The organism is Candidatus Uabimicrobium amorphum, assembly GCF_009002475.1.
GTDB classification, from domain to species: Bacteria; Planctomycetota; Uabimicrobiia; order Uabimicrobiales; family Uabimicrobiaceae; genus Uabimicrobium; species Uabimicrobium amorphum.
The window spans coordinates 5,161,169-5,182,368 of the sequence record NZ_AP019860.1 but is presented as its reverse complement, the minus strand read 5'-3'; the positions used below and the strand labels follow the sequence as shown (position 1 = coordinate 5,182,368).

The 21,200-nt window shown below is 38.6% G+C and carries 15 protein-coding genes; 6 read left to right on the top strand and 9 right to left on the bottom strand.

Annotated features, from left to right (window positions below):
• Positions 1–24 precede the first annotated feature (24 nt).
• Positions 25–213 carry a hypothetical protein gene (locus UABAM_RS18735; protein WP_151969537.1) on the bottom strand — a complete coding sequence of 63 codons (189 nt, stop codon included), beginning with the start codon at positions 211–213 and terminating at the stop codon, positions 25–27.
• A gap of 135 nt (positions 214–348) precedes the next feature.
• Here UABAM_RS18735 and UABAM_RS18730 point away from each other — a divergent pair, with 135 nt between their 5' ends.
• On the top strand, positions 349–606 hold the full coding sequence (locus UABAM_RS18730; protein ID WP_151969536.1) for a hypothetical protein: 258 nt from the start codon (positions 349–351) through the stop codon (positions 604–606).
• A 77-nt stretch (positions 607–683) separates the two neighbouring features.
• Here the strand turns inward: UABAM_RS18730 and UABAM_RS18725 are convergent, their stop codons facing one another.
• From UABAM_RS18725 to UABAM_RS18715, 3 genes are read right to left on the bottom strand one after another with little or no spacing between them, the layout of a single operon-like run.
• Entirely contained in the window at positions 684–2,903 is a 2,220-nt protein-coding gene (locus UABAM_RS18725; protein WP_173013414.1) for a GumC family protein, read from the bottom strand.
• Position 2,904: 1 nt separating this feature from the next.
• Positions 2,905–6,894, bottom strand: coding sequence for a tetratricopeptide repeat protein (locus UABAM_RS18720; protein ID WP_151969534.1), 3,990 nt, complete (start codon positions 6,892–6,894; stop codon positions 2,905–2,907).
• 12 nt (positions 6,895–6,906) lie between these two features.
• Positions 6,907–7,242: a hypothetical protein gene (locus tag UABAM_RS18715; protein WP_151969533.1), complete on the bottom strand. Its 336-nt coding sequence runs from the start codon at positions 7,240–7,242 to the stop codon at positions 6,907–6,909.
• A gap of 226 nt (positions 7,243–7,468) precedes the next feature.
• On the opposite strand from UABAM_RS18715, the gene UABAM_RS18710 reads away from it, so the two are divergent.
• Positions 7,469–8,458, top strand: a complete 990-nt coding sequence (locus UABAM_RS18710) for a tRNA dihydrouridine synthase (RefSeq protein WP_151969532.1) — start codon at positions 7,469–7,471, stop codon at positions 8,456–8,458.
• A gap of 117 nt (positions 8,459–8,575) precedes the next feature.
• Positions 8,576–9,937: a hypothetical protein gene (locus UABAM_RS18705; RefSeq protein ID WP_151969531.1), complete on the top strand. Its 1,362-nt coding sequence runs from the start codon at positions 8,576–8,578 to the stop codon at positions 9,935–9,937.
• A gap of 98 nt (positions 9,938–10,035) precedes the next feature.
• On the opposite strand, the gene UABAM_RS18700 is transcribed toward UABAM_RS18705, so the two are convergent.
• Positions 10,036–11,592, bottom strand: a complete 1,557-nt coding sequence (locus UABAM_RS18700) for a leucine-rich repeat domain-containing protein (protein ID WP_173013413.1) — start codon at positions 11,590–11,592, stop codon at positions 10,036–10,038.
• Positions 11,593–11,787: 195 nt separating this feature from the next.
• Here UABAM_RS18700 and UABAM_RS18695 point away from each other — a divergent pair, with 195 nt between their 5' ends.
• On the top strand, positions 11,788–12,864 hold the full coding sequence (locus UABAM_RS18695; protein WP_151969529.1) for an SMP-30/gluconolactonase/LRE family protein: 1,077 nt from the start codon (positions 11,788–11,790) through the stop codon (positions 12,862–12,864).
• 132 nt (positions 12,865–12,996) lie between these two features.
• On the opposite strand, the gene UABAM_RS18690 is transcribed toward UABAM_RS18695, so the two are convergent.
• From UABAM_RS18690 to UABAM_RS18675, 4 genes are all read right to left on the bottom strand, one after another.
• Entirely contained in the window at positions 12,997–14,790 is a 1,794-nt protein-coding gene (locus tag UABAM_RS18690) for an AMP-dependent synthetase/ligase (RefSeq protein ID WP_173013412.1), read from the bottom strand.
• A gap of 1 nt (position 14,791) precedes the next feature.
• Positions 14,792–17,218, bottom strand: a complete 2,427-nt coding sequence (fabG, locus tag UABAM_RS33990) for a 3-oxoacyl-ACP reductase FabG (protein ID WP_173013411.1) — start codon at positions 17,216–17,218, stop codon at positions 14,792–14,794.
• A gap of 141 nt (positions 17,219–17,359) precedes the next feature.
• A complete protein-coding gene (phaC, locus tag UABAM_RS18680) occupies positions 17,360–18,358 on the bottom strand; it encodes a class III poly(R)-hydroxyalkanoic acid synthase subunit PhaC (RefSeq protein ID WP_151969526.1) in 999 nt (332 codons plus the stop codon).
• Between the two features lie 187 nt (positions 18,359–18,545).
• Complete coding sequence (locus tag UABAM_RS18675) at positions 18,546–19,034, bottom strand: poly(R)-hydroxyalkanoic acid synthase subunit PhaE (protein WP_151969525.1); 489 nt, start codon at positions 19,032–19,034, stop codon at positions 18,546–18,548.
• A 212-nt stretch (positions 19,035–19,246) separates the two neighbouring features.
• On the opposite strand from UABAM_RS18675, the gene UABAM_RS18670 reads away from it, so the two are divergent.
• Both UABAM_RS18670 and UABAM_RS18665 read left to right on the top strand, forming a co-directional pair.
• Positions 19,247–19,720 (top strand): polyhydroxyalkanoate synthesis regulator DNA-binding domain-containing protein, encoded by a 474-nt coding sequence (locus tag UABAM_RS18670; protein ID WP_151969524.1) that lies wholly within the window; start codon positions 19,247–19,249, stop codon positions 19,718–19,720.
• Entirely contained in the window at positions 19,717–21,021 is a 1,305-nt protein-coding gene (locus UABAM_RS18665) for an esterase/lipase family protein (protein ID WP_151969523.1), read from the top strand. The genes UABAM_RS18670 and UABAM_RS18665 overlap by 4 nt, the downstream gene beginning before the upstream one ends.
• Positions 21,022–21,200: the final 179 nt, after the last annotated feature.

The following is a 21,200-nucleotide window of genomic DNA, read 5'->3' as shown; positions in this document are numbered from 1 at the left end:
AACCAAATCCCCAGGAAACAGTTGTCAGGGGTAGGTTTTTTGTAATTCTTTTAAAATAAAGCTTTTACATTCAAGTGTTGCACCGAATTTTCGTGACCTTGACCGTAATCCGTAGTCGTGATCGTTACCGTAGTTGTAACCGATTTTTTCGGTCAAGGTCACGGTCACGGCGACGATTACGGCTACGGTGACGGTCACGATTACGATTTTCATAATTCACATCAACGTAAATCTTTTTTTTTAAAGCTGGTTTCCCGCTTACGCGCATGGCTGTCAGGCTCGATTTCATCTGTAATTGTCAGTAACTTATAAAAACCTACTGACACATTCAATATTAAAAGGACTTTTATGTTACATTTATTACAAAAGTATATTAGCTACTACTGCATTTTCATTGGGCTATATGGATTTGCAATAACCTGTTGCTGCGTTTTAGGAGCAAAAGACTACTCGCTATACCTACAAATGTTTACGAATGCAATGAATAATGGTTTTCAATTTGTGGCTGTTTTGACTTTTGGAATAGTTTTCAAAGAAAAACTAATGGAAAAAAACCCAAAAGTAGATAAGGTGGATACCAAAGGGGAAGATAGCTCCGCGAGTTAAATTCTAAGTCTATCGAAATTTCCATTATTACAGTGTCGTGAATTTACAAAAATTCATGACACTGCAACTTCACTCCATTAACTCTTTTTTGTATTGTCAACAAGCGGGTTTATTTTGGAATTTCGGCCTAGTGGATTTTTATTCAGTCCACGCGTATAATAAGATTTACTGTAGTAGAGTCCATAGTAATTGTAGTAACTTAGTTGTGAAGAATATGACCCCTTCACATCGTTTAGAATCAAACCACTCAATTCAATGTCCAAAGTCTGCATGCGATGTATCAATTGCTTTACCATGCGCTTAGGTGTTCGATGCACGGTAATCGCGAACAGTAGGCCTCCTAATTTTTTTCCTAAAAGAAGAGCATCTGTTGTGATCCCAATAGGAGGTGCATCAATCAAAATGTAGTCATACTCATGTTCCAGCTCACGGATCAACTCTTTTATGTGACTATTATGGATTGTTTCGTAAGGATCTGCCGGTATCTTTCCTGAGGTAATACACGATAGGTTTTCATTGATTTTGTGTACGACCTCTTCCGAGCTAACATCTCTCCTTAGAAGCTCGGTAAAACCCTCTCCCTGTGGAAGTTCAAAAAGCCTTCGTAAACGCGGCCTACGCAAATCACCATCTATCAACAATACTTTGTGCCCGGCTTTTGCCATCATCAGTGCCAAATTGCAAAAAATAGTTGTTTTTCCGTCTTGGGCTAATGCGCTTGTAATCACAAAGGTCTTGTTTTTGGTTTGCTCTTCGGCAAAGAAAATAGAAGTACTAATGGCACGGAAAGCTTCTGCAACATTGGTATTTTCTTTCTCTTCGACAACATGTGTTGTCTTTCCCATGAAAATTTTTGGTGAAATAAACGGAATAAATCCCATGATGCGCGCAGGTGTAAGTTGTTGGACTTCCTCCACGGTTTTGATGCTTTGATCGAGAAATTCAATTAAAAATACAAAAATAACCCCCAACATAACACCGAGGAAAGTCCCCACCAAATAATTCTGCGTTCGATTAGGACTGAAAGGACGGCCGGGGATCCCGGCGCTATCAATGGGGTTCAAAATATCGAACTGGTAAGAACGTTGACTATCATATTCTTTCATTTTTTCGCGGTAGTCGTTATAGCGGTCGCGAAGTGCCGCCACCTCAGCGTTGATGTCTTCGTACATCAAAATTTTTTGATGAAAAGCTAAATTTTGCTCTTCTAATTCTTTGAGTTTTTTTTGATAGTACGCTCTTCTGGATTTAAAGTTCTCATATTTTTCTTCCTCTTGCATAATGATGCGTTTTGCATAGTGGAATATTTGTTTTTTGACTTGTGCAATATTGTTGATTGTCTTCTTGATACTAGGATGTGCCGGCTTGTAGCGCGTTTTTAAATCACGTAATTGATTTTCATATAAAAATTTTTTCTTTTGCAAGTCGTCAATCATCGCATTTTGAACAAACAAATCAGAAGACAAAATTGCCTCAAGACTCTTTTTTTTCTTTACTTCCTGACATTTACCGTAGCGCAGTTTTACATCGTACATCGATCTTTCCAGCTCGTATAAATCGCTTTTCGCAGCCTCAACCCTTGAAATCGCTCGCCCTTCTTTCTCTAAGTTGTATGTGCGAATTTCGGGATACTCTTGCTGTAGTTTGATGAGTATATCGCGTTTTTCGCGTATTTTCTTTTCTAAATTAGGAACTACCTGTTTCAACCAATTTAGTAGTTTATCTTGGGCATTTTTTATTTCTCGCTCATTTTCGTCGACAAAAACATCCACGTATAAATTTGCAATATACGCAACATTTTCTGCATTTTTACCGCGACAAGTGATATATAGAATATCGGTACCATCCCCTACAGCAACGGAAATTGTTCTCAAAAGTTGCCCTGCGGTCACATCGGTGCGTTCTCGACCAAAAAATGATAGACAAATTGCCTCAGGCAAACGTTCGATTACTTTTTTCGCCATCGCGCGGCTTTGCAAAATGGCAACTTGAGTGGATAAACGTTTGGAATAATACGTCTGATTCACTGGCAAACCTTGCGTATTTTTAGTAGGTTTGATTACCGCAACAGAGGCTCCTGCACGATACATATTCGGTAATCGCGAAGTATAAAAAACTGCGGTAATCGCACCAACTACTCCACAAAATGCCACAAGAATTAAGTGTTTGCGTAAAATCGCCCAATAACTGAGTAGACTCATCTCAGAGTCTACTTCGGGGCGAAACTCCTCAGTAACAGACGATAACATTGGATTAGAAGTTGCAAAAGCTGGTAGGTTCATTTCTGATTTGTTCATGTTATCCATCCGAAGAGATCATTAATTTTTCAATTTCGTTCTTCAAATCACTGTCTTCTATATTGCTGTCGTCAATGATGCTCATCGCCTCTCCACCATACTCGCGAACTTTCGAAAAATTTTCTAATTTAAAGTACGCCTTGGCGGCTTCAAACAACAAACATACTCTTTCTTCCGCGCTACAAATATCTTGCGACTGGCCAATTGCGTTGTCAAAAACCCCCACCGCATTTTCGAAATCTTCGCTCTTTTCATATGCCGCGGCTAATTTTAAAAATACATCTATTTTTTCACGTGAATTTCCCAGTGTCTCTTGCAACTCTGCGTCTTCTTCGTAATACGCAATGGCCCGTTCATAGTTGTCAAAATTCATATGATAATCACCTAGAGCTTGTACAGTCTCACTTAGGGCTGTAAAACACTGATTTTTTTCTTCCGCTACTTCGGACATTTTATCACCGCAAAATTCTGAAATTTTATTGTATAAGTGACACGCTTCGCGCAAACTCGCTACCGATTCATCGTAAGAAATATCTTCTGTTTTGCCTTCTTGCCATTTGTTTTCTGCAAGAAAATTTAGAACATCAAATATATTCTTCAAGAACGGTTCCTTGTCTTTCGCCGTCAAAAAACTCTGATAGTAATCCCAACAAGTGCTATATAATTCTTGTTTACATATATTCAGGGTATCTTGCAATTTCATTTGTTCGCAAACAACAAACAGTTTTTGATATGTGGTAATAATAGCCGCATAGTTGCCATTGTCTTTGTAGAGGTCGATTAGACGCTGCAAACAAAACAGATGATCAATGTGCTCATTTTTCTCTTCCGCCGCCTCATAAAGTTGCAAGGCCTTGTTGTAATGTTCTATTGCTTGCAATGTTTGCCCATCTTTTTCCAACAAGTTTGCTAAAAAATATGTTTCTAAAGCAAAAAACTCTTCGTGATCTTTGTCTGTTTTCAACATTTGTTCAAAAAGTACAATTCCTTCTGAAAAAAGCTCTGATTTCGCATAAAGTTCATGATATTTGATGATTGATTTACGCAAGACACTTTCATCGGGAACGGAACGTGCGATGGCAACCCCTTCCTTTAAAGACTCTATTGCTTCTCCGTAGTGCTCTTGGGCCTCGTGAACTCCGGCAATGCGCAACAGCGTATTTGCCACTTTAGGCGCATCTTCTGCTTCTTCATACAAAGACAACAAGGCATTTAAATTCAATAACGCGTCTTCGTATCTCTTTAAACTCATGTACGTTTCGCCCATTTTCTGTAAGGTATTGGGATTGTCTGCTACAGAGTCTTCTTCGTTTTTTGCCGGTAAATCCAAAGGAAGGTATGTATCGGAAAATACGTCTTCTTCCTGCTTTTCTTTTTCTATTTTTGCGCGTAAATCACAAACAGTTACTTGTGTGGCAATCACTTTTTCATCCTTGCCTTGGATGCGATAGCAATCACTCAAAAGTTCAAGAAAATCAATTTGTCGTTCAACATCCCCCATGGCAACACACATTTCACAACTTTTCACTAGATGTATTTCTGCCATATCTTCTAGTTCATATCGAGAATATGTATTCCACACGTGCTCCACTAACTGGAGATATAGAGATTTCTCTGCTAAACCATAGGCAGTTTTTACCACCTCTTCGATGTAATCACAACTGTTGAAATCAAAATCTTGAGGGTCTTCTAAAAACATTTTCCATGAAGCATTGAGTTTATCGAGAGTGAAGAGAAACAATTCCCCCGCGTGAGAAGAAATATATACACTACATGAACAAGCGTAGTAAAATATAGACTTCGCAAAGTTTTTGAGCTGCTTAAAACGCAATCCCATTTGCGATAGAAAATGCGCCTGATTTGTTCGCGAAATATACGGCTCTGCGGTTAAAAGTAACTGCTCGCAAAACTCAATGCCGTACAAACTATCGTTTGCGTTAAACAATTGAGAAATCGCCGACCTTATCGCGGGAATATCTTGTCGACTTTTTTGTAAAATCGCAACAAAAAGTTCCTGTAATCTTTGTATTTGTTGTTCAAACCTTTGGTGACGGTCAAACAAGGGCTCAATACTAAATTCATGTAAGTTCTGATTGTACTTCTCTTGGTATATTCCCTTCGCGTCAACAGCAATAATATCTTTCAGCAAGTTCAAGGCAAATAGTGCATAGTCTATGGCAATCGAGTATTTTTCTGATTGCCAATAAAACTCGCATACAGAACACAAAGTAAAAATTTCGAGGTAATAACTTTGAACTTCTTCATGTTCACGCACCGCATTTTGCCATTTTGTCACCGATATGAGTAAAGCATTCTGCGTTTGGCGGTTGGCTTGGCAAAACTGAGTAATAGAGTTAAAGCACTTCTTCGCATCTTTGTATTTCTCACTTTTTATATAAACATTCGCAATCTTCAGCAAATGAATATTTTTACGGTACCAATGCGAAGAAGTGTTATACGCATGATACAAACAATCTAAGGCATCTGACCACTTTTTAAGTTCGGCAAAGTTTTCGCCGAGGAAAAAATACACCTCATCTTGTGGAATGTCTGAATCGTCGTCTAACACTGCGGCGGCTTTTTGCAGATATTCGATGGACTTTTTGCGTTGATTTGCCTTTATATACCATAAACCTATGGTTAAAAAATCGCGATAACGCAATTCGGGTGTATAGGTTTCTTTTTCAAGTTCTGTCGCTTTTATGTAGTAGCCAATCGCTTCTTTGTAATCTTGCAATTCATAGTACACTTGGGCCACCTTTTTCAGGTGCGATTCTACTAATTTGACATTGCCTAAATTTTCCTGAATAGCAATGTTTTGCCGAATGCACTTGATCGCTTGTTCGTAATTCTGTTCTTCTTCATGAAGCCTTGCCAAGATATGCAAAACCTCTGCAGCACGTACTTTTTTGTTGACTAGGTAGTACGTTGAAAATGATTTTTCCAAATACTGAATCGCCATATCGCGCTGACCAAATTTTTCATACAAATCCCCTAAAGAAGAGCTATAGCGTGCCACCTCTTCTTTGTTACTTAGCTGTGACATCATATTCACAGCGTTTTCGATACGTGCAATCGCAGCCTTGTATTTTTTCGTCGCCGAATACACCATTCCCAAGTTGTACATCTCTTGAGCAATATCCTTACGCTTTCCCAAACGCGTTTTCAATTCAATAGCATGCGCAAAATTTTTAAGCGCCTTATCGTAGTTTTCACTCTTTAAATATATCTGTCCCAAGTTACTGATATTTACAGCTTTTTGCTCGCGATTTTGTAATCTTTCATTAATCGCCAAGGCTTTTTGACAATAATGTAGTGCCTCTTGAAAGTCACCGAGTTGTGTGTAAATAAAACTGATGTTGTTGTAATTAACCGCGATGTGCTCTTCATTGTCCAAACGCGTGTTAATTTTCATGGCTTCCTGATAAAAAAATAATGCTTGGCGATATGATTTAATCAGGTTTAAGTAATGGCCCGCTTTTTCCAAACTTTCACAAAGGCTCTTGTAATCTATTGGATGAATTCTCTTGTGCAACTCACCAATGCGCGCATAACGCGCTGCTGCAATACGAAAGTTTTTTTCGCTTTCTGCTTCCCGTGCTTTGGTTTGCAAAGTTTTCAGAAAAGAAATCAATTGCATATCGCTTTTATTGACAAAATCTCTGTCAAAACCACATATTAACTCATAATGTTCCGTATTATATAGTGTCTGCCCTATGCTGACATTACCGTCGGCATTGTGCTGGTTGCGCAATTTTTCCATGCGGTCCACAAATGTGTTTACGCGTTCCACCTGGTTACTTTTTTGAAAACAATAAATGGCATGCATTAGTAACGCGATAATCAAATTCCACTGTGGATCTTTCTTTAGCCTTGCAGTGGTCGCCAAATGGCTATATAACTCTGCGGCGCTTTTGTAGTCACCGCTATACTCTAGTTCTTCTGCATGCAGGAGATTTTCTTTGTATTCTCCATCAAAACTATCGATCATGTATAGCTCCAATTACGCTTCGTCATTACCTCTGTTATTGCTCTCACCCTTATCGCTGTCTTCACCTTCTTCTTCCATTCCCATTGTAGAAAAACTGTTATACACAGTAATAGCAATAAACATAGAAATAATGAATAAAAACAAATAACGGCGCGCTAGTTCAGGTGTAATTACATAGTTATTCACCGCGTTACACACAAAGTATGTCAAAAAACCAAATGCTAGGCACCATATCCCCCACTTAGCTCCAGAGCGATTATTGCCAAAGATAAAACGATAACCGTTATACAGCAATGGAAGCATAGCCAAAGTAATACAGAAATATAATAGGCATGCTACAAATATCATGTCTTCTTCAATTCTAGGGTTTTGTAATCCATAAACCTGTTAAAATAATTTCAAGAGAGATTAAGACTTCTCCCTCAATTCCGTTAAAATCGGCTTCAAACAAAAAATAGGGTTTGTCAATGATACCAAAATTTTAAAAAAAACTACAAATTTTTCTTTTTTATTGTTTATTACAATCTAAAATAGAAGGTAAATCTACAAATGCCTAAGTTTCTGGAAAAAAATCATGAAAATTTATTTAGCTCCGATGGAAGGTGTCGTTGACTCAATTCTCAGAGATTTGCTTACGGCGATAGGTGGCTTTGACTACTGTGTCACCGAGTTTTTACGCATCACCAATACACTATACCCGAACCATGTATTCTTCCGCCATTGTCCTGAACTACACCAACAAAGCAAAACTAAAGCAGGAACTCCCGTATGGTTTCAGCTATTGGGAAGTGATATTAGCTGTATTAGCGACAACGCTATGCGTGCAGTAAAATTAGGTGCGTTTGGTATAGATTTAAACTTTGGTTGTCCTGCAAAAACAGTAAATCGCCACGACGGAGGAGCAACTTTACTAAAAGATCCTCATCGTGTTTATGATATCGTACATGGGGTAAGAAAAACACTACCCACACACATAGACCTCACTGCAAAAATTCGTCTTGGCTTTGAAGATAAAACTCTGGCTTTAGAAAATGCCATAGCGGCAGACGAAGGCGGTGCAGCGGTTTTAATTGTTCATGCCAGAACAAAAAAAGAGGGGTATAAACCCCCTGCCCATTGGGAGTGGATACGCAAAATAAAAGATGTGGTGAATATCCCCGTAGTAGCGAATGGAGATATTTGGACAGTACAAGACTATCTTCGTTGTTTGGAAGTGACAGGGTGTTCCGATGTCATGATTGGACGCGGTGCTGTCTCAATGCCCGATTTAGCTCTACAAATAAAATCCACTGTAGAAAATAGTGATATTTCACCCTATTCCTGGGAACAAATTCGCAAAATACTCAGCAAAATGTTTTACAATTGTTGGCAACACGATGATAGAGGAAAATACCCTGTAAGCCGTACCAAACAATGGCTAAAAATGCTTTCGCGTACATACTCAGAAGCACAACAACTATTCGAAAATATAAAAATTATACGAGATGCACACTTAGTCTATGATATAATACGAGAAAACGTTATCAACGAAACCTCGGATAACAAACCTCAGGAAAAAGTCTAGCATGTAGTGGATAGGCTACAAAAAGCGTTAAAACCTTACAAATATAGACTAGGGCGTATCGTCACTTAAACGTCTGTGACCGCAAGGTTCGCCCTAAAAAATTACGAGGATGTTTTTATGGATCAGAATACTGTTTTAAAACTTGTAAAAAGCAATAAAGTACACTCAATAATAGACTCTAATTTACAAGAACTTCTAACTGTTTTGTCGCAAGTAAATATCGAAGATATTGAACAAGAAAACGCACAGCAAACTCTTGACATAGTTATTGGCACATTAACAGAAAAAAATAATGATTACCTAAAACTTATTATTGCCGCGATTAAAAACATGGGAAAAACCTTGGACTATATGATTCCCGTTCCAAGTATTTTACTTGTTACACAACACCTAAAAACGCAAGACAAAGATGCACAGTTAGCTATGTTGGAAGTTCTAAACAAAGCAGACAACTTAATTGCCGAAGCCAACGCAATCGCCGACAAAATAACTCCTGTACTTCTAGAAGTCATCGACAGCGAAAATTACTACACTGATGCTGTTAGTTCCGAAGCAATAGAGATATTAGGCAGTTTAACAGCATATTCTCTTCCTCCATCCTTCATGAACGCACTTGAAGATGCAGAGATCATGGACAATGCCGCCATTACCGCGGCGTGTAATGCCCCCTCTTATTCATCTGAAGATCGCAATAAGTTATTGCAAAAAATTACCGACAACCTCGACATAACAACGGGCAAAACACACGCCCATTTACTCATGGCCACTCTTCTGCTTGTAGAAGAAGGACAACCGCAATTATTCGAGAGCTTCCGAAAAATTTCAGGAGACAATAAAGCGCGTGTCTTACAGCAATTAAAAGATGCTTCGCCATTTCTTCCTATTCATGAATCTATCTTGTTGTATTCGATTAACGACTCCCACGAAAAGGTTCTCAAGTACGCCGATGAAATCCTAGACAGTCAAGGGAAAAACCCCCATAAACAGCATGTAGACAAAGTCGAAACATGGGGCGACTTTTATGATTTTGTACAACTCATGTTAAAAGATCGTCGCGAAATATACAAAAAACCTCTTAGCGATTATCTAAAATCCGCGTTGTACACACTGGAAAGCTACAAAGACAAAGATTTACAAATCAGTGATGTGGCGCGCATACTCCAGGATGCTTTTTCTAAACCACCCGTGAAGTATAACAAGGATTGGGAAGACTTACCCGAAGCCGAAGAGGACACCTATCAAGAAGTCGAACATCTTCTCCAACAACAAATCGTAGATTTACATCATCTGCAAAAAGACGGGCTTCTAGAGAATATAGATGAAGATGGCGTGGAAGCTCCGAGTGGAAATCATTGGCAAAATACCGATTTATTCACCTATTTGGAATTGGGAACCAACGGTCACGAACAAAGTAGTTTAAAAGAATGCCGCTGGGATGAATTGAGTAATATCTTCCTAATGGGAAGTATTTCTGAGTAAAAAAAATCAACCTATAGCAAAACGCGATGTAGGGGCGGACCTTGTGTCCGCCCGTTCTTGTAAATCTTTATCGATAAACGTTTTCGCATGTCAACGCTTTATTTCCATATCACGCTAACACCTTGCCAATTTTTGAACTCCTCCGGTAATTCTTTGATTAAATTACCAGAAACATTCAAATAACCTATGCGTTGTAGCCCTCTAAATTCCACAGGTATTGTTTTGAGCTTGTTATTGCAAATGTCGAAACTACGTAAATTGACCATTTTAACTATATCCGAGCTAATATTTGCAATCTGATTGTCGCCCACATGTAAAACTTCCAAAGACGTCGATTTATACATACCACTAGGTAAATCTAGCAATTGATTTCCCTGTAAATACAGCAACCTAAGTGTAGGTATTTGACCAATTTCATTGGACAATTCAGATATTTTATTCTCAGACATATCTAAAAAACTTAACCTTCTAAATTTACCCAATTCATTTGGCACAACTTTGATCTTGTTCTTCTTAAGAAACAAGGTGTCTAAATATTGTAACTCCACCGTTTGCAAAGGAAATTTATCCAATTGATTTCCCTCCAAACTCAATTCGTTCAGACCTTGCAACTTTGAAAAACCTTCAGGTAATTTTTCAATTAAGTTAAATCCCAAATACAAATAACGCAACTGCTGCAATTGCAAGATTTCAACAGGTAGACTTTTAATTTTGTTATTCTTCAAAACTAAGGTCTCCAACTGTTTACAGTCACAAATACTTACTGGAAACTCACGAAAAGTATTGGATCCCAAGTTTAAAAAAATTAGATTCTTTAACAAAAACATCTTTTCGGGAAGAACTTGAATGGCATTATTTTCCAAACTAAGTCGCTGTAAATTTTCTAACTTAACAACGGATTCAGGCAACTTCTTTAATGAATTTCGCGTAAGAACTAGGTACTTAAGATTTTTGAGATTTCCTATTTCTCGTGGTAACTTATCGATTTTACAATTCAAAAGTTCTAGTTTTTCTAAACTTGTCAGTTGGGTAATACTATTCGGAAGTGTTATATTTCCGCCATTGATAAAAAGTCTGCGTAATTTTTTTAATTGACCGATGGTATTTGGCAACATGGAAAAACCAGTACTATTATATAAAGATATTATTTCAAGATTTTGTAGCTGTGCAATTTCATCGGGCAAATCCTCAATTGTGCTATTGGAAATATACAGTTCTTTCAAATTCGCCAATCGTAAGATTTCTAAAGGAAAATGAGTAAACTCTCTTATACGAACAGATGTAATATATGGAATACTAGATTCTAAAATAGATAACGGTTCATTTTTACGAAAGCGTAAGCTTTGATTTTTCTTTATGCGCTGTACATAAGGCAGGTCTTTTACATAACCACAGTCCTCCGCCGTAAAACTCTGGAAGCGCTGTAAACGCCAGAAAAAAATTCGCGGATATTTACTGCTTTTGTCCACAACTCCGTAAAAACTGACAATACAGTTAAAAGAAAACGTTTCAATCGTCGCGTTAGAATCAATGCGTTTAATATCGATAAGTGCTTTGACGTAACACCCCGCGAAAATCACTGCCGCTAAAAATACCATGGCAAAAAAGGAAAGTACGAACCTTATTAGCCACTTTTTCAAGCCAGAAATTGTCATATTTTTTGTTTCTCCTAAAAAGTTTCCAACAACGTCTAAGGTGCATCGTATATGTAAGAATATATACGTAATTATGAACTCTAAAATAAATGAAAAAAGAAAAATATGCAAAAAATTTGCCGTGGGGACATTTGGTGCTAGAATAGCCAATCTACATTTATTCATCCAAACGACTTCCACATATAGAGGCGAAAAATGAAAATACTTTGGCTATTTTTAGTACTGTGTACCGCATGCTCCACCGCGCGCTTGATTAATCATACCGCAAGTAAATACCACATCAATGTAGGACCTGGTCCTGAAGATATACAGTATGTGTCGATAGATGATCGACCTCATCTTCTTGTATCGTGTTTAGAGCGACGCGAAAAGTACCAACAAGGTGACTTTTGGCTTATTAATCTCACAACCGATGAGGCAAAACGCGTAGAGAGATGCAACGAACCGATGGGGCTTATTTTTCGACCTCATGGTATATATATTTACCAAAGCAAAACCCAAAAAAAATCTTTTGATGTGTATGTGGTGCATCATGGTTTTCATGGTGATAATACGCGTGGGAAGGGTATTTATGGGCACGCCATATTAAAATATGAATGGCGCGATGGTTTACTTCACTACCAACGTTCTTTTAACCATCCATTCTTGATAAATCCCAACGACATATTCGTTGTAGGTGATGACTGTTTTTACGTTACCAACGGCTATCTCGAACCACCGCAAGGTTTCGGACAACTTTTTGGTTTTTGCGAACGCTCGACGGTAGTACATTACAACAAAGGAAAATGGGTTGTGGCCGCTAAGGATTTAGAGTACGCCAATGGAGTACACTATGTCTCGCAGCAAAAAAAATTCCTGGTGAGTGCTTCGGCAAGTGGTAAACTATGGTCGTATAAGCGTCATCCCCAAACGGGTATACTACAAGACAAGCAGTTACTCGCGGAGAATCTAGGCGGAGGGGATAACTTTACGCAAAATAGTGACACAACGCTACTGGCGTCGCATGTCGACACAACCAAATTTTTTCTACACTCCTTGTCACCTCGTGTTTCTTCGCCAACAATGGTGTGGAGAATTGACTGGAAAACACACACGATAGATTGCATTTATCGCAATAATGGTGGGGAATCAATTAATGGCGGATCTACAGCGGTTTTGTACAATAAAAAACTGTATATTTGTCAAGTTTTTGAACCGTTTATTGAAGTTGTGGATTTGCGCCATCGCGATTTTAGTACTTCCTATGGAGAAGTAAAACAACTGGCGCATTAGGTTGAGTGTGAAAATACTCGTAGCCGTCACCGTAACCGTAATCGTAGCCGTAATCGTCACTGTGACCTTGACCGAGTAAATCGGCTACGGCTACGGTCACGATTACGGTCAGGGTCACGGTCATGAAGAATGCTACACGTACATACTTTCAATCACGTCATGATATTTTTTATTGACGATACGACGTTTGACTTTACCCGTAGGAGTAATTTCGTCTCCTTCTATAGAAAAGTCTTTTTCGAGCACGGTATATTTTTTTATTTGCTCCGTTCGCGATACCTGAGCATTGACTTCCGCGATTACTTCCGCAACAATCTCCTGAATTTTAGGATGCTTTGTTAAATCGGCATAGCTATCAAACTCCAGGTTATGCACTTTAGCGTAGCTGCGAAGTTCAACTTCATTTAGGGTAATGAGCGCTGTTAAGTACTTCTTGTTGTCGCCGTATACCATGATATTGGAGAGTAAGTGATTTCGTTTACATAAGTTCTCGATATATAACGGCGCAATTTTTTTCCCTGTAGAAGTTTTGATAAACTCTTTCTTACGACCGGTAATGTATAGAAAATTGTCTTCGTCAAGTTTACCGATATCTCCGGTGTGTAGCCATCCGTCGTCATCAATGACTTCCTTTGTGGCTTTCTCATCGTTGTAATACCCGGTAAACATCTGTGGCCCTTTGAGTAAAATTTCACCATCTTCGGCAATCTTTACTTCACAACCATGCATCGGTTTTCCGACAGAATTTGCCCGATGAGCTCGTGGGGTGCTAAACGCACAACACACATATTCCGTTAACCCATATGCTTCAAGAATCGTTAAATTTCCCGCATACAAAAATAAATCTAGAACTTCTTTGGGAATCGGCGCAGCCCCGGAACTACAAGAGACAATTCGCGAACCAAAACTACTGCGCACTTTACTGTAAACGTGCTCTTCTGCCCACTTCCACTCTTCGTACAATTCCGCGGTTAGAGTTTGATTATCGTCGCGCTGTGCAATTACACGTTTATTGATGTCCATCGCTTTGTCGAAATCTTGTTTGTTGATTTTGCCATTTTCGACATCATCGAGTATTTTGGCGTATATCTTCTCGTAAAAACGTGGTAGCCCTCCAAACATGTGAGGGCTTAGTTCTTGCATGTAACTAAATAGTTTTGCAATATTATCTATCAAGTACGCGGAAAATCCCGAATACATACGCGCATACATACCACTTATTCTCTCTGCGACGTGGCAAAAGGGAAGAAAAGACAATGTGACAAACTGGTCATCGGCATTTTCAATAAATGTGTCACTACGCACCGCCTCAAAAACTTTATCAAGAGCCACACAACTCGCTATCACATAACGATTACTCAAGCAAGCACCTTTAGGATGTCCAGTGGTTCCTGATGTATATACGATAACCACTGTATCATCATAACCGCGACTCATCGCTGTTTCTTGGTATGCCTCCCAAGCTCCGCGATCCCCTTGCTGCAAAAATTCCTCCCAAGAAATAGCATTTTCATTCGCTATCTTAGAAATGATTGTCAATCCGGGGATTTGCTCGCGAATTTGTAAAATCTTTTGCAATTGCGGCTCGGTATCGACAACCACAAATTTGGAATTAGAGTGCTTTAAAATATAGGCACATTGTTCCGGTGAACTACTCGGATAAATACCAACTCCAATTCCCCCTGCTGCAATTGTTCCCACATCAGCAACGGGCCATACTAAGTCGTTTCCCGCGAGAATACTGACAGTATCTCCTGGCTGAAGACCTTGCTTTAAAAGCGCCAGGGCAAAATTGTCTGCCAAATCTTTAAATTCTTTCCATGTAACTGTTTGCCAATCATCATCTACCTTGTGAAAATAAGAAGCGGTTTCAGCACACCGTTCTACTGTAGCGCACAGCATTTGATAGATATTTTGATATTGCATCCTATGTTCCCCATACAAGTCCACCATCAACGGAAATATTTGCTCCGGAAACAAAACTCGCTTCGTCCGAAGCCAACCATAAATAAACATTCGCCAATTCGCGTGGCTCTCCCAGGCGATTCATCGGGGTTTTTCCCGCGATACCAGCGATGATTTTTTCAGGTATCTTTTTTACCATTTCTGTGGCGATAAAACCAGGAGAAACTGCATTCACTCGAATATTGTAACGGCCTAGCTCACGTGCCCATACTTGTGTCATTCCAATAACACCCGCCTTGGTAGCTACGTAGTTTGTTTGACCAATATTTCCATACAATCCCACAACAGAAGAAGCACTGAGTATCACACCAGATTCTTGTTTAATCATCACAGGGGCTACCGCTTGCGTACAGTTGAATACACCTTTTAGATTAATGTCAATTACTTGATCAAATTCTTCCTCAGGCATTTCTTTCACCAGTTCACCGTTTTTTACCTTCACTAAGAAGTTGTCGCGTGTAATACCAGCATTATTTACAAGAACGTCAATGCGACCATGCTTATCTACAATTTGTTGAACCCATTCTCTAACGGCATTGCGGTCTGTCACATTTACATGGTGATAGCTGTGATTCTCACTACCTAACTCCTCATGTAGAGCTTTATTCGCATCACCATCAAGGTCACACCAACACACCTTGGCACCTTCTGAAGCAAACTTTAAAACCGTAGCACGTCCAATCCCACGTGCTCCACCAGTAATCATTACAACTCTGTCTTGCATACGCATAAGATTTATCTCCTTTTGTTGTGTATCTAGTTTTTTACTCACCGTTGCATTTTTTTTTTGTTGTTGCGACTTGTGATCACTTGTCGCTTTTTTTTCCTGTGGCACATCCCCACAAAAAAAATCGAGCATTTCTTTCCAAACAGGACGATTCTTCGGATGAAAAATAATGCTCAAATGTTGCCCGGGTATAATTTTCTGGATATTCACCTCACTAGCAACATTGTCATTGAGAACTTTTGCTGATGGCGGGGTAACAATCCAGTCATCTTCGGCAATTACGTTATATAATGGACAGGTAATATTCGCTAGCGATACGTTTTTACCATTGATATTCGTCTGCCCTTTGCTCAAACGATTTTCCTGATAAATTTCCAAAATAAATTTACGGAAAACTTCACCTGGAACATCAATATTATCGTTAATCCACTTGTCGACGGCGCAAAAAGCGGTCATCGCTTGCTCATTCATTTTGTCTAAATTTTCGTAGAACTTTTTCCAACGAATCACTTCATAATATGGCTTCAAACCAATAAACGTGTAACGAATTAGTTTTGCAGGCATATTCCCAAATGTCTGTAGTATTTGCTCTGTAGGCAACAAATGCGCCCACAAACCAACAATACCACCATCTGTACCACTAATGGGTGTTGTCAATGTAACTAAACGTTCTACTTTTTCGGGATAGCGCGCCGCATAAAGCGTTGCCAGTATACCGCCAATACAATGACCTAGAATAGAAACCTTTTCACTCTTGCTATACTCAACAACAAAGTCAACCGCTCCTGAAATCACGGGAGAAATAAGGTGATCAAGTGTTATTTTGCGATCATCGTAATCAGGTTCACCCCAATCAATCAAATAGACGTCAAGACCTTCTTTTGTCAAATATTCAATGAAACTACATCCAGGAAGTAGGTCTAAAATGTAGGGTTTATTGATAAGAGAGTAGACAATTAGAACTGGAGTGGTATTTTTTTTGGGATTCACAGCGGGATAGTGAAATAGTTGATATTTGTCTTTTTTCCACACTAAATTGCGTGGAGAAAAACCCACTTTTGTCTTTTCAGGATCGGCATAATATTCCATACCGTATTTGAGTTTTACCGCAAGACTTTCTTGTAGTCTTTTGCTGTAGGTTTTCATTTCTTCATCGTTGGGATTTGCCAGCATTTTCGTCCAGATTTCCCAAAGATGCTCTACATTAATTTTCTTGGCATTTTCAGGGATAGCCTCAATATCTCGTAAGTACTCAGTCGTGATTGTTTGCAGGTAATCCATCATCGTTTGCATATCAAACTGTTTACTGGCATTTCCCATTTTGTCAAGGGTCTTTTGATAGCTGTCCGCCATGTTTTCTGCCGTCATTTTTGACAAAACATCAAACATCTTTTGATCAATGTTCTCCATGAGACCGAACATTTGCTGGTTTTTATGGCGTAAATACTCTTCAGAACCTTGGTTCATATGCAACTTGCTCATCTCTTGATACCATTTTTGCATCATATCCAAAAATGGTTGGCCAGCTTGCATAAAGCTACTCATCATAGTTTCGGGCGTGGCATTTTGCATAGATTGTGGCGAAAAATTTTTATACGACTCGAAAGCTTTTTGATAATTTTTGGCAGCATTTTCCCAAAATTTAAAAAATTCATCGTGCATGATTTCTCCTCGAATAAAACAACAACGAGCTTTGCTGATCATTCACAAAAACAGGGACGGTCTGGCCGTCCCTTAAGTAAAATAAACACATTCTTGGAAAAGAATAAGTTACAAAAAACGCTGTAGTCGGCGAAATGTGTTTCAATCTCTTTTTTGTAACCATTCTCCAATAGTTGGAGCAACTTTTTTGGCAACTATTCTACCAACTAAAATTCCAATATGACCAGTGGAAAAACTTTCATATGTATAATCGGTAGAAGATATGACATTTTTAAGAGGTGTGCTGCATTCATTGGGAACGAGATGATCTTTTGCTGCTGTTAAATTAAGAACGGGGCATTTGATATTGCTCAAAGAGACTTTGTTACCGCCTAAGACAAACGTGTCATTTACCAAGGCATTTTTTTGATAACATTTTTCGATAAATTCACTCCAAGTATTTCCCGCTTGGGCTGGACTATCAAAAATCCACTTTTCCATACGCAAGAAAAACTCTCGCTTATGTTCGTCATTTAAAAATTGTACAGCACCTACATACTTATTGATAAGTAGCTCACAAGGCTTCAACTGTAGAAATCCCATATTCATGAAGTCCCCAGTGAGTAGTGGAAATCCACCAGCAATTTTTTTCGTGTCCCAAGTTTTTGCCATGTGCGTAAAAAGATTCTCACTGCTGTGAAAGTCTACAGGTGTTACCATTAAAATGAGATTTTTTATTTTTTCACCAAAAAGAGAGGTGTACATAAGGGAGAAAGTTCCACCTTGGCAAATCCCTAACAAGTTGATTTGAGGAATGTCGTGTAGTTGTCTGACTTTATCCACACATATGTTTAAGTTGCGGCAAACATAATCTTCTAAGGTAACATTGCACATTGTTTTCGCAGGATCATGCCACACAATAAGATATACGATAAGTCCTTCTTTTAACAGCGAGCGAATAAAACTATTTTTCGGACTTAGATCCAATACGTAGGTTTTGTTAACTAGGGCGTAGGATATACAAACCGGAGTATCACATTTAACGGTTTGAGGGGTGTATTTAAATAGTGTAATATGAGTATTTTGAAAAACCATTTCCTTTTGTGCATGATCCGCAAAAGGATGTAAGGTGTTATCATGAGTAACGGCCGATGTTTGCATTGTTTTCTCCTAAACATAAGCGGGGTGTTAAACCGTGGTTATCAATAGTCTCAGAAATCAAAAGCCCTGTTTTCCAATTGTCATGCCCGAGAAAACAAAAAACTAGCAATTAGAATCCTCTTACGAGTTTTCCACTCTCTCGGGAATGACATTTTCTTTACAAAACGGCAGCTTTCGTTTCTGCCAGTTATGATTTTTGCGCTTCCAAATTCTCGATGCGTTTACGAAGTTCGTCCATTTGTTTTGTTAATTCGTAAATTTGTTGTTGAGATGCGATATTAGAATCATTGAGAACAGGGGTGAAAAGATCCATCAACTGCTTGCGAAATTCACCAAGATTGTTTAATACTTCACCGCTTTTTTGTGCGTATTCTTCTGACTGCATTGTCTTTTCCCAGCACTCATCGAAGAATTTTAAACCTTCTTGCATTTTTTTTGTCGGATCAAACTCTTTAAAGTCAAAGTTTTCATAACTCTTTTTTGCGTACTCTGGAAAATCTTTTGCAAAATTTTCCCAAAAAATTTGTGATAATTTGTTATACTCCATGTTGCTTTGCAAAAAATTTGTCCATGAAGAGTGAATGTTCTGTAATTTTTCTAAGTATTCGCGATTAGGTCCCATAAGAGGTAATTTTTTCCAAAAATCCATTGGGCTTTGTGGTAAAGTTGAAAACATAGCGTGCTCCTTTTTTTTGCAGTGCAAAATATTAACATTGAAATTAGTTTTATAAACTGCACCCTTTGTAATTTAAGCGATATCAAAGAGTGCAAAATTAACACACAATTAACTCTGAACATATAAAACCATTTTCCATGTTGCACTGCAACATAAAAATGTATTTTAGCAAAAGAAAATCCGTAAGTGTTTTCTTTTCAGGCACTTAAATTATGAAAAAAATTACAATTAAGAAGTACACTAATCGACGTCTATATCACACAGTGGATAAAAAGTACATCACTTTAGATGAGCTATCCCTCATTATTCGTGAAGGGAACTATGTTGAGGTTATCGATAATCAAACAAAAGAAGATATCACCCAAGAAACATTGTTACAAATCATCTTGAACGATGAAAAGAAACACACGATATTTTCCACAAAACTTCTTCACCAGCTCATCAAACTACAAAAAGACGAACACCAAGAATTTCTGCAGTTTTATTTGAGTTCCAGCCTTGATTCTTATATGAAACTCAAGGACAATATGCAACAGCAGTTCAATATGTGGAATGGTTGGATGAATATGACACAAATGCCCAACTATTTCGCAAACAATGCATGGGAACAACTACAAAGTACCCTAAAAGGGTATGAAAAAAAAATTGCTGATTTGGAAAACAAACTAAAGGGGGAAGATGAATGAGAGTTTCGTTCATACTTGTATTCACACTAATCACTAGTGTATTCGCCACACAATACTTGAACGAAGTACCTGTCAAGGTAAACAATAACATCTTGTATTGGGAAAAGAGTGAGGCATACCGCGATCACCATCCCATGTTTGTCAGAGAAAAAATTTTGGAAATCACACGCTTCCAAAATCCTCAGGTACTTGAATGTTTTCCACAGGAGCTATACAACAACCAAGGTGCTGATTCATCACTAATGGTACTACTGTATTCTCGCGGTTGGAAACAAGCACAAAAAACACCAGTGCTTCTAATACATGGGGCAGGAGATGATGCGTTTCGCGCTTGGGTCCACCCGAGAAGCATGACAACGCCAAAATCTATACCAAGCGACAAGAAGGGTTTTATGCAAAGACTTTCGCAAAAAGGACATCCCGTTTTTGCGATCAATTTCTCTCATAACCACGGTTGCAATTACTTACAAGCAGAACAAATTCGCAATGCCATCCATATTATTAAGCAAAAAACCCAACGAACAAAAGTAAATGTCATTGCTCACTCAAAAGGCAACTGTGCTGCAAGTATTTACATGAGTGATCTTGGCGAAGTGAATAGCACCTATAAATCTTTTTTGACAAAGTACCAAAATGATATCGGGCACTATGTTCAGATAGGTGCTGCCAACAAGGGTATTGACTTAGTGTTTCGCTACTACATGGGAAATGTCACAGCTCTTGCTAACAACACCTCCTCTCCCATCTGCTTTTACCAAGGTCTAGTTTATGGATCATGGGCAAAGTTATACGAATTGGATATCTACGCACAAAATCCGGGAAAATACAGCGGCAACTACTTTCCAGGGCAAAGCCAGCTACTATACAACTTGGTAGATGATGGGCTTGACTTTTCGGTGTTTAGTTACACCCCAGTAGATTTCAATTTAACAATGAAGGCCTGCTACTACGGAGGAACAACCGCCTTTGTCGCTTCTTACGGAATCCAACATGCCATCAAAGAAGGTCATAACACCATAGGTAAACTAAATGATAAGGGTCTTGATCCGGGTATCAATGTCATTAATGTTTATGGAACACATTCGACTCTTGATGAGATAGATTTAGGTTGGATAAAAATTCCTATTGGAGTGCAAGACTATCCCAGTGATGGCGTACTGTATAAATACAGTGCTTCCTATACAGAGGGTCTCACCAAACGTGGTGCAAAACTTGTGGGACAAAGAGGATTTGATAAAAATCACTTGCAAATAGCTTATGATCCGCAAATACTTGAATGGATTGTAAGTTTGTGGTACTAAAAAGAATTGTTTGTAGATGTGGAATATAAACCAAAACGTATCCTCGATGCTATGAGGATACGTTTTGAAAACTATTCTGAGCCACCAGAGTTGGAAAAAAACCCAATAATATAGCCAAGAATAAAAGTAGAAACACCAACAACAATGGTGATAAAATGCTGTTGAAAAAAAGAAGCTTC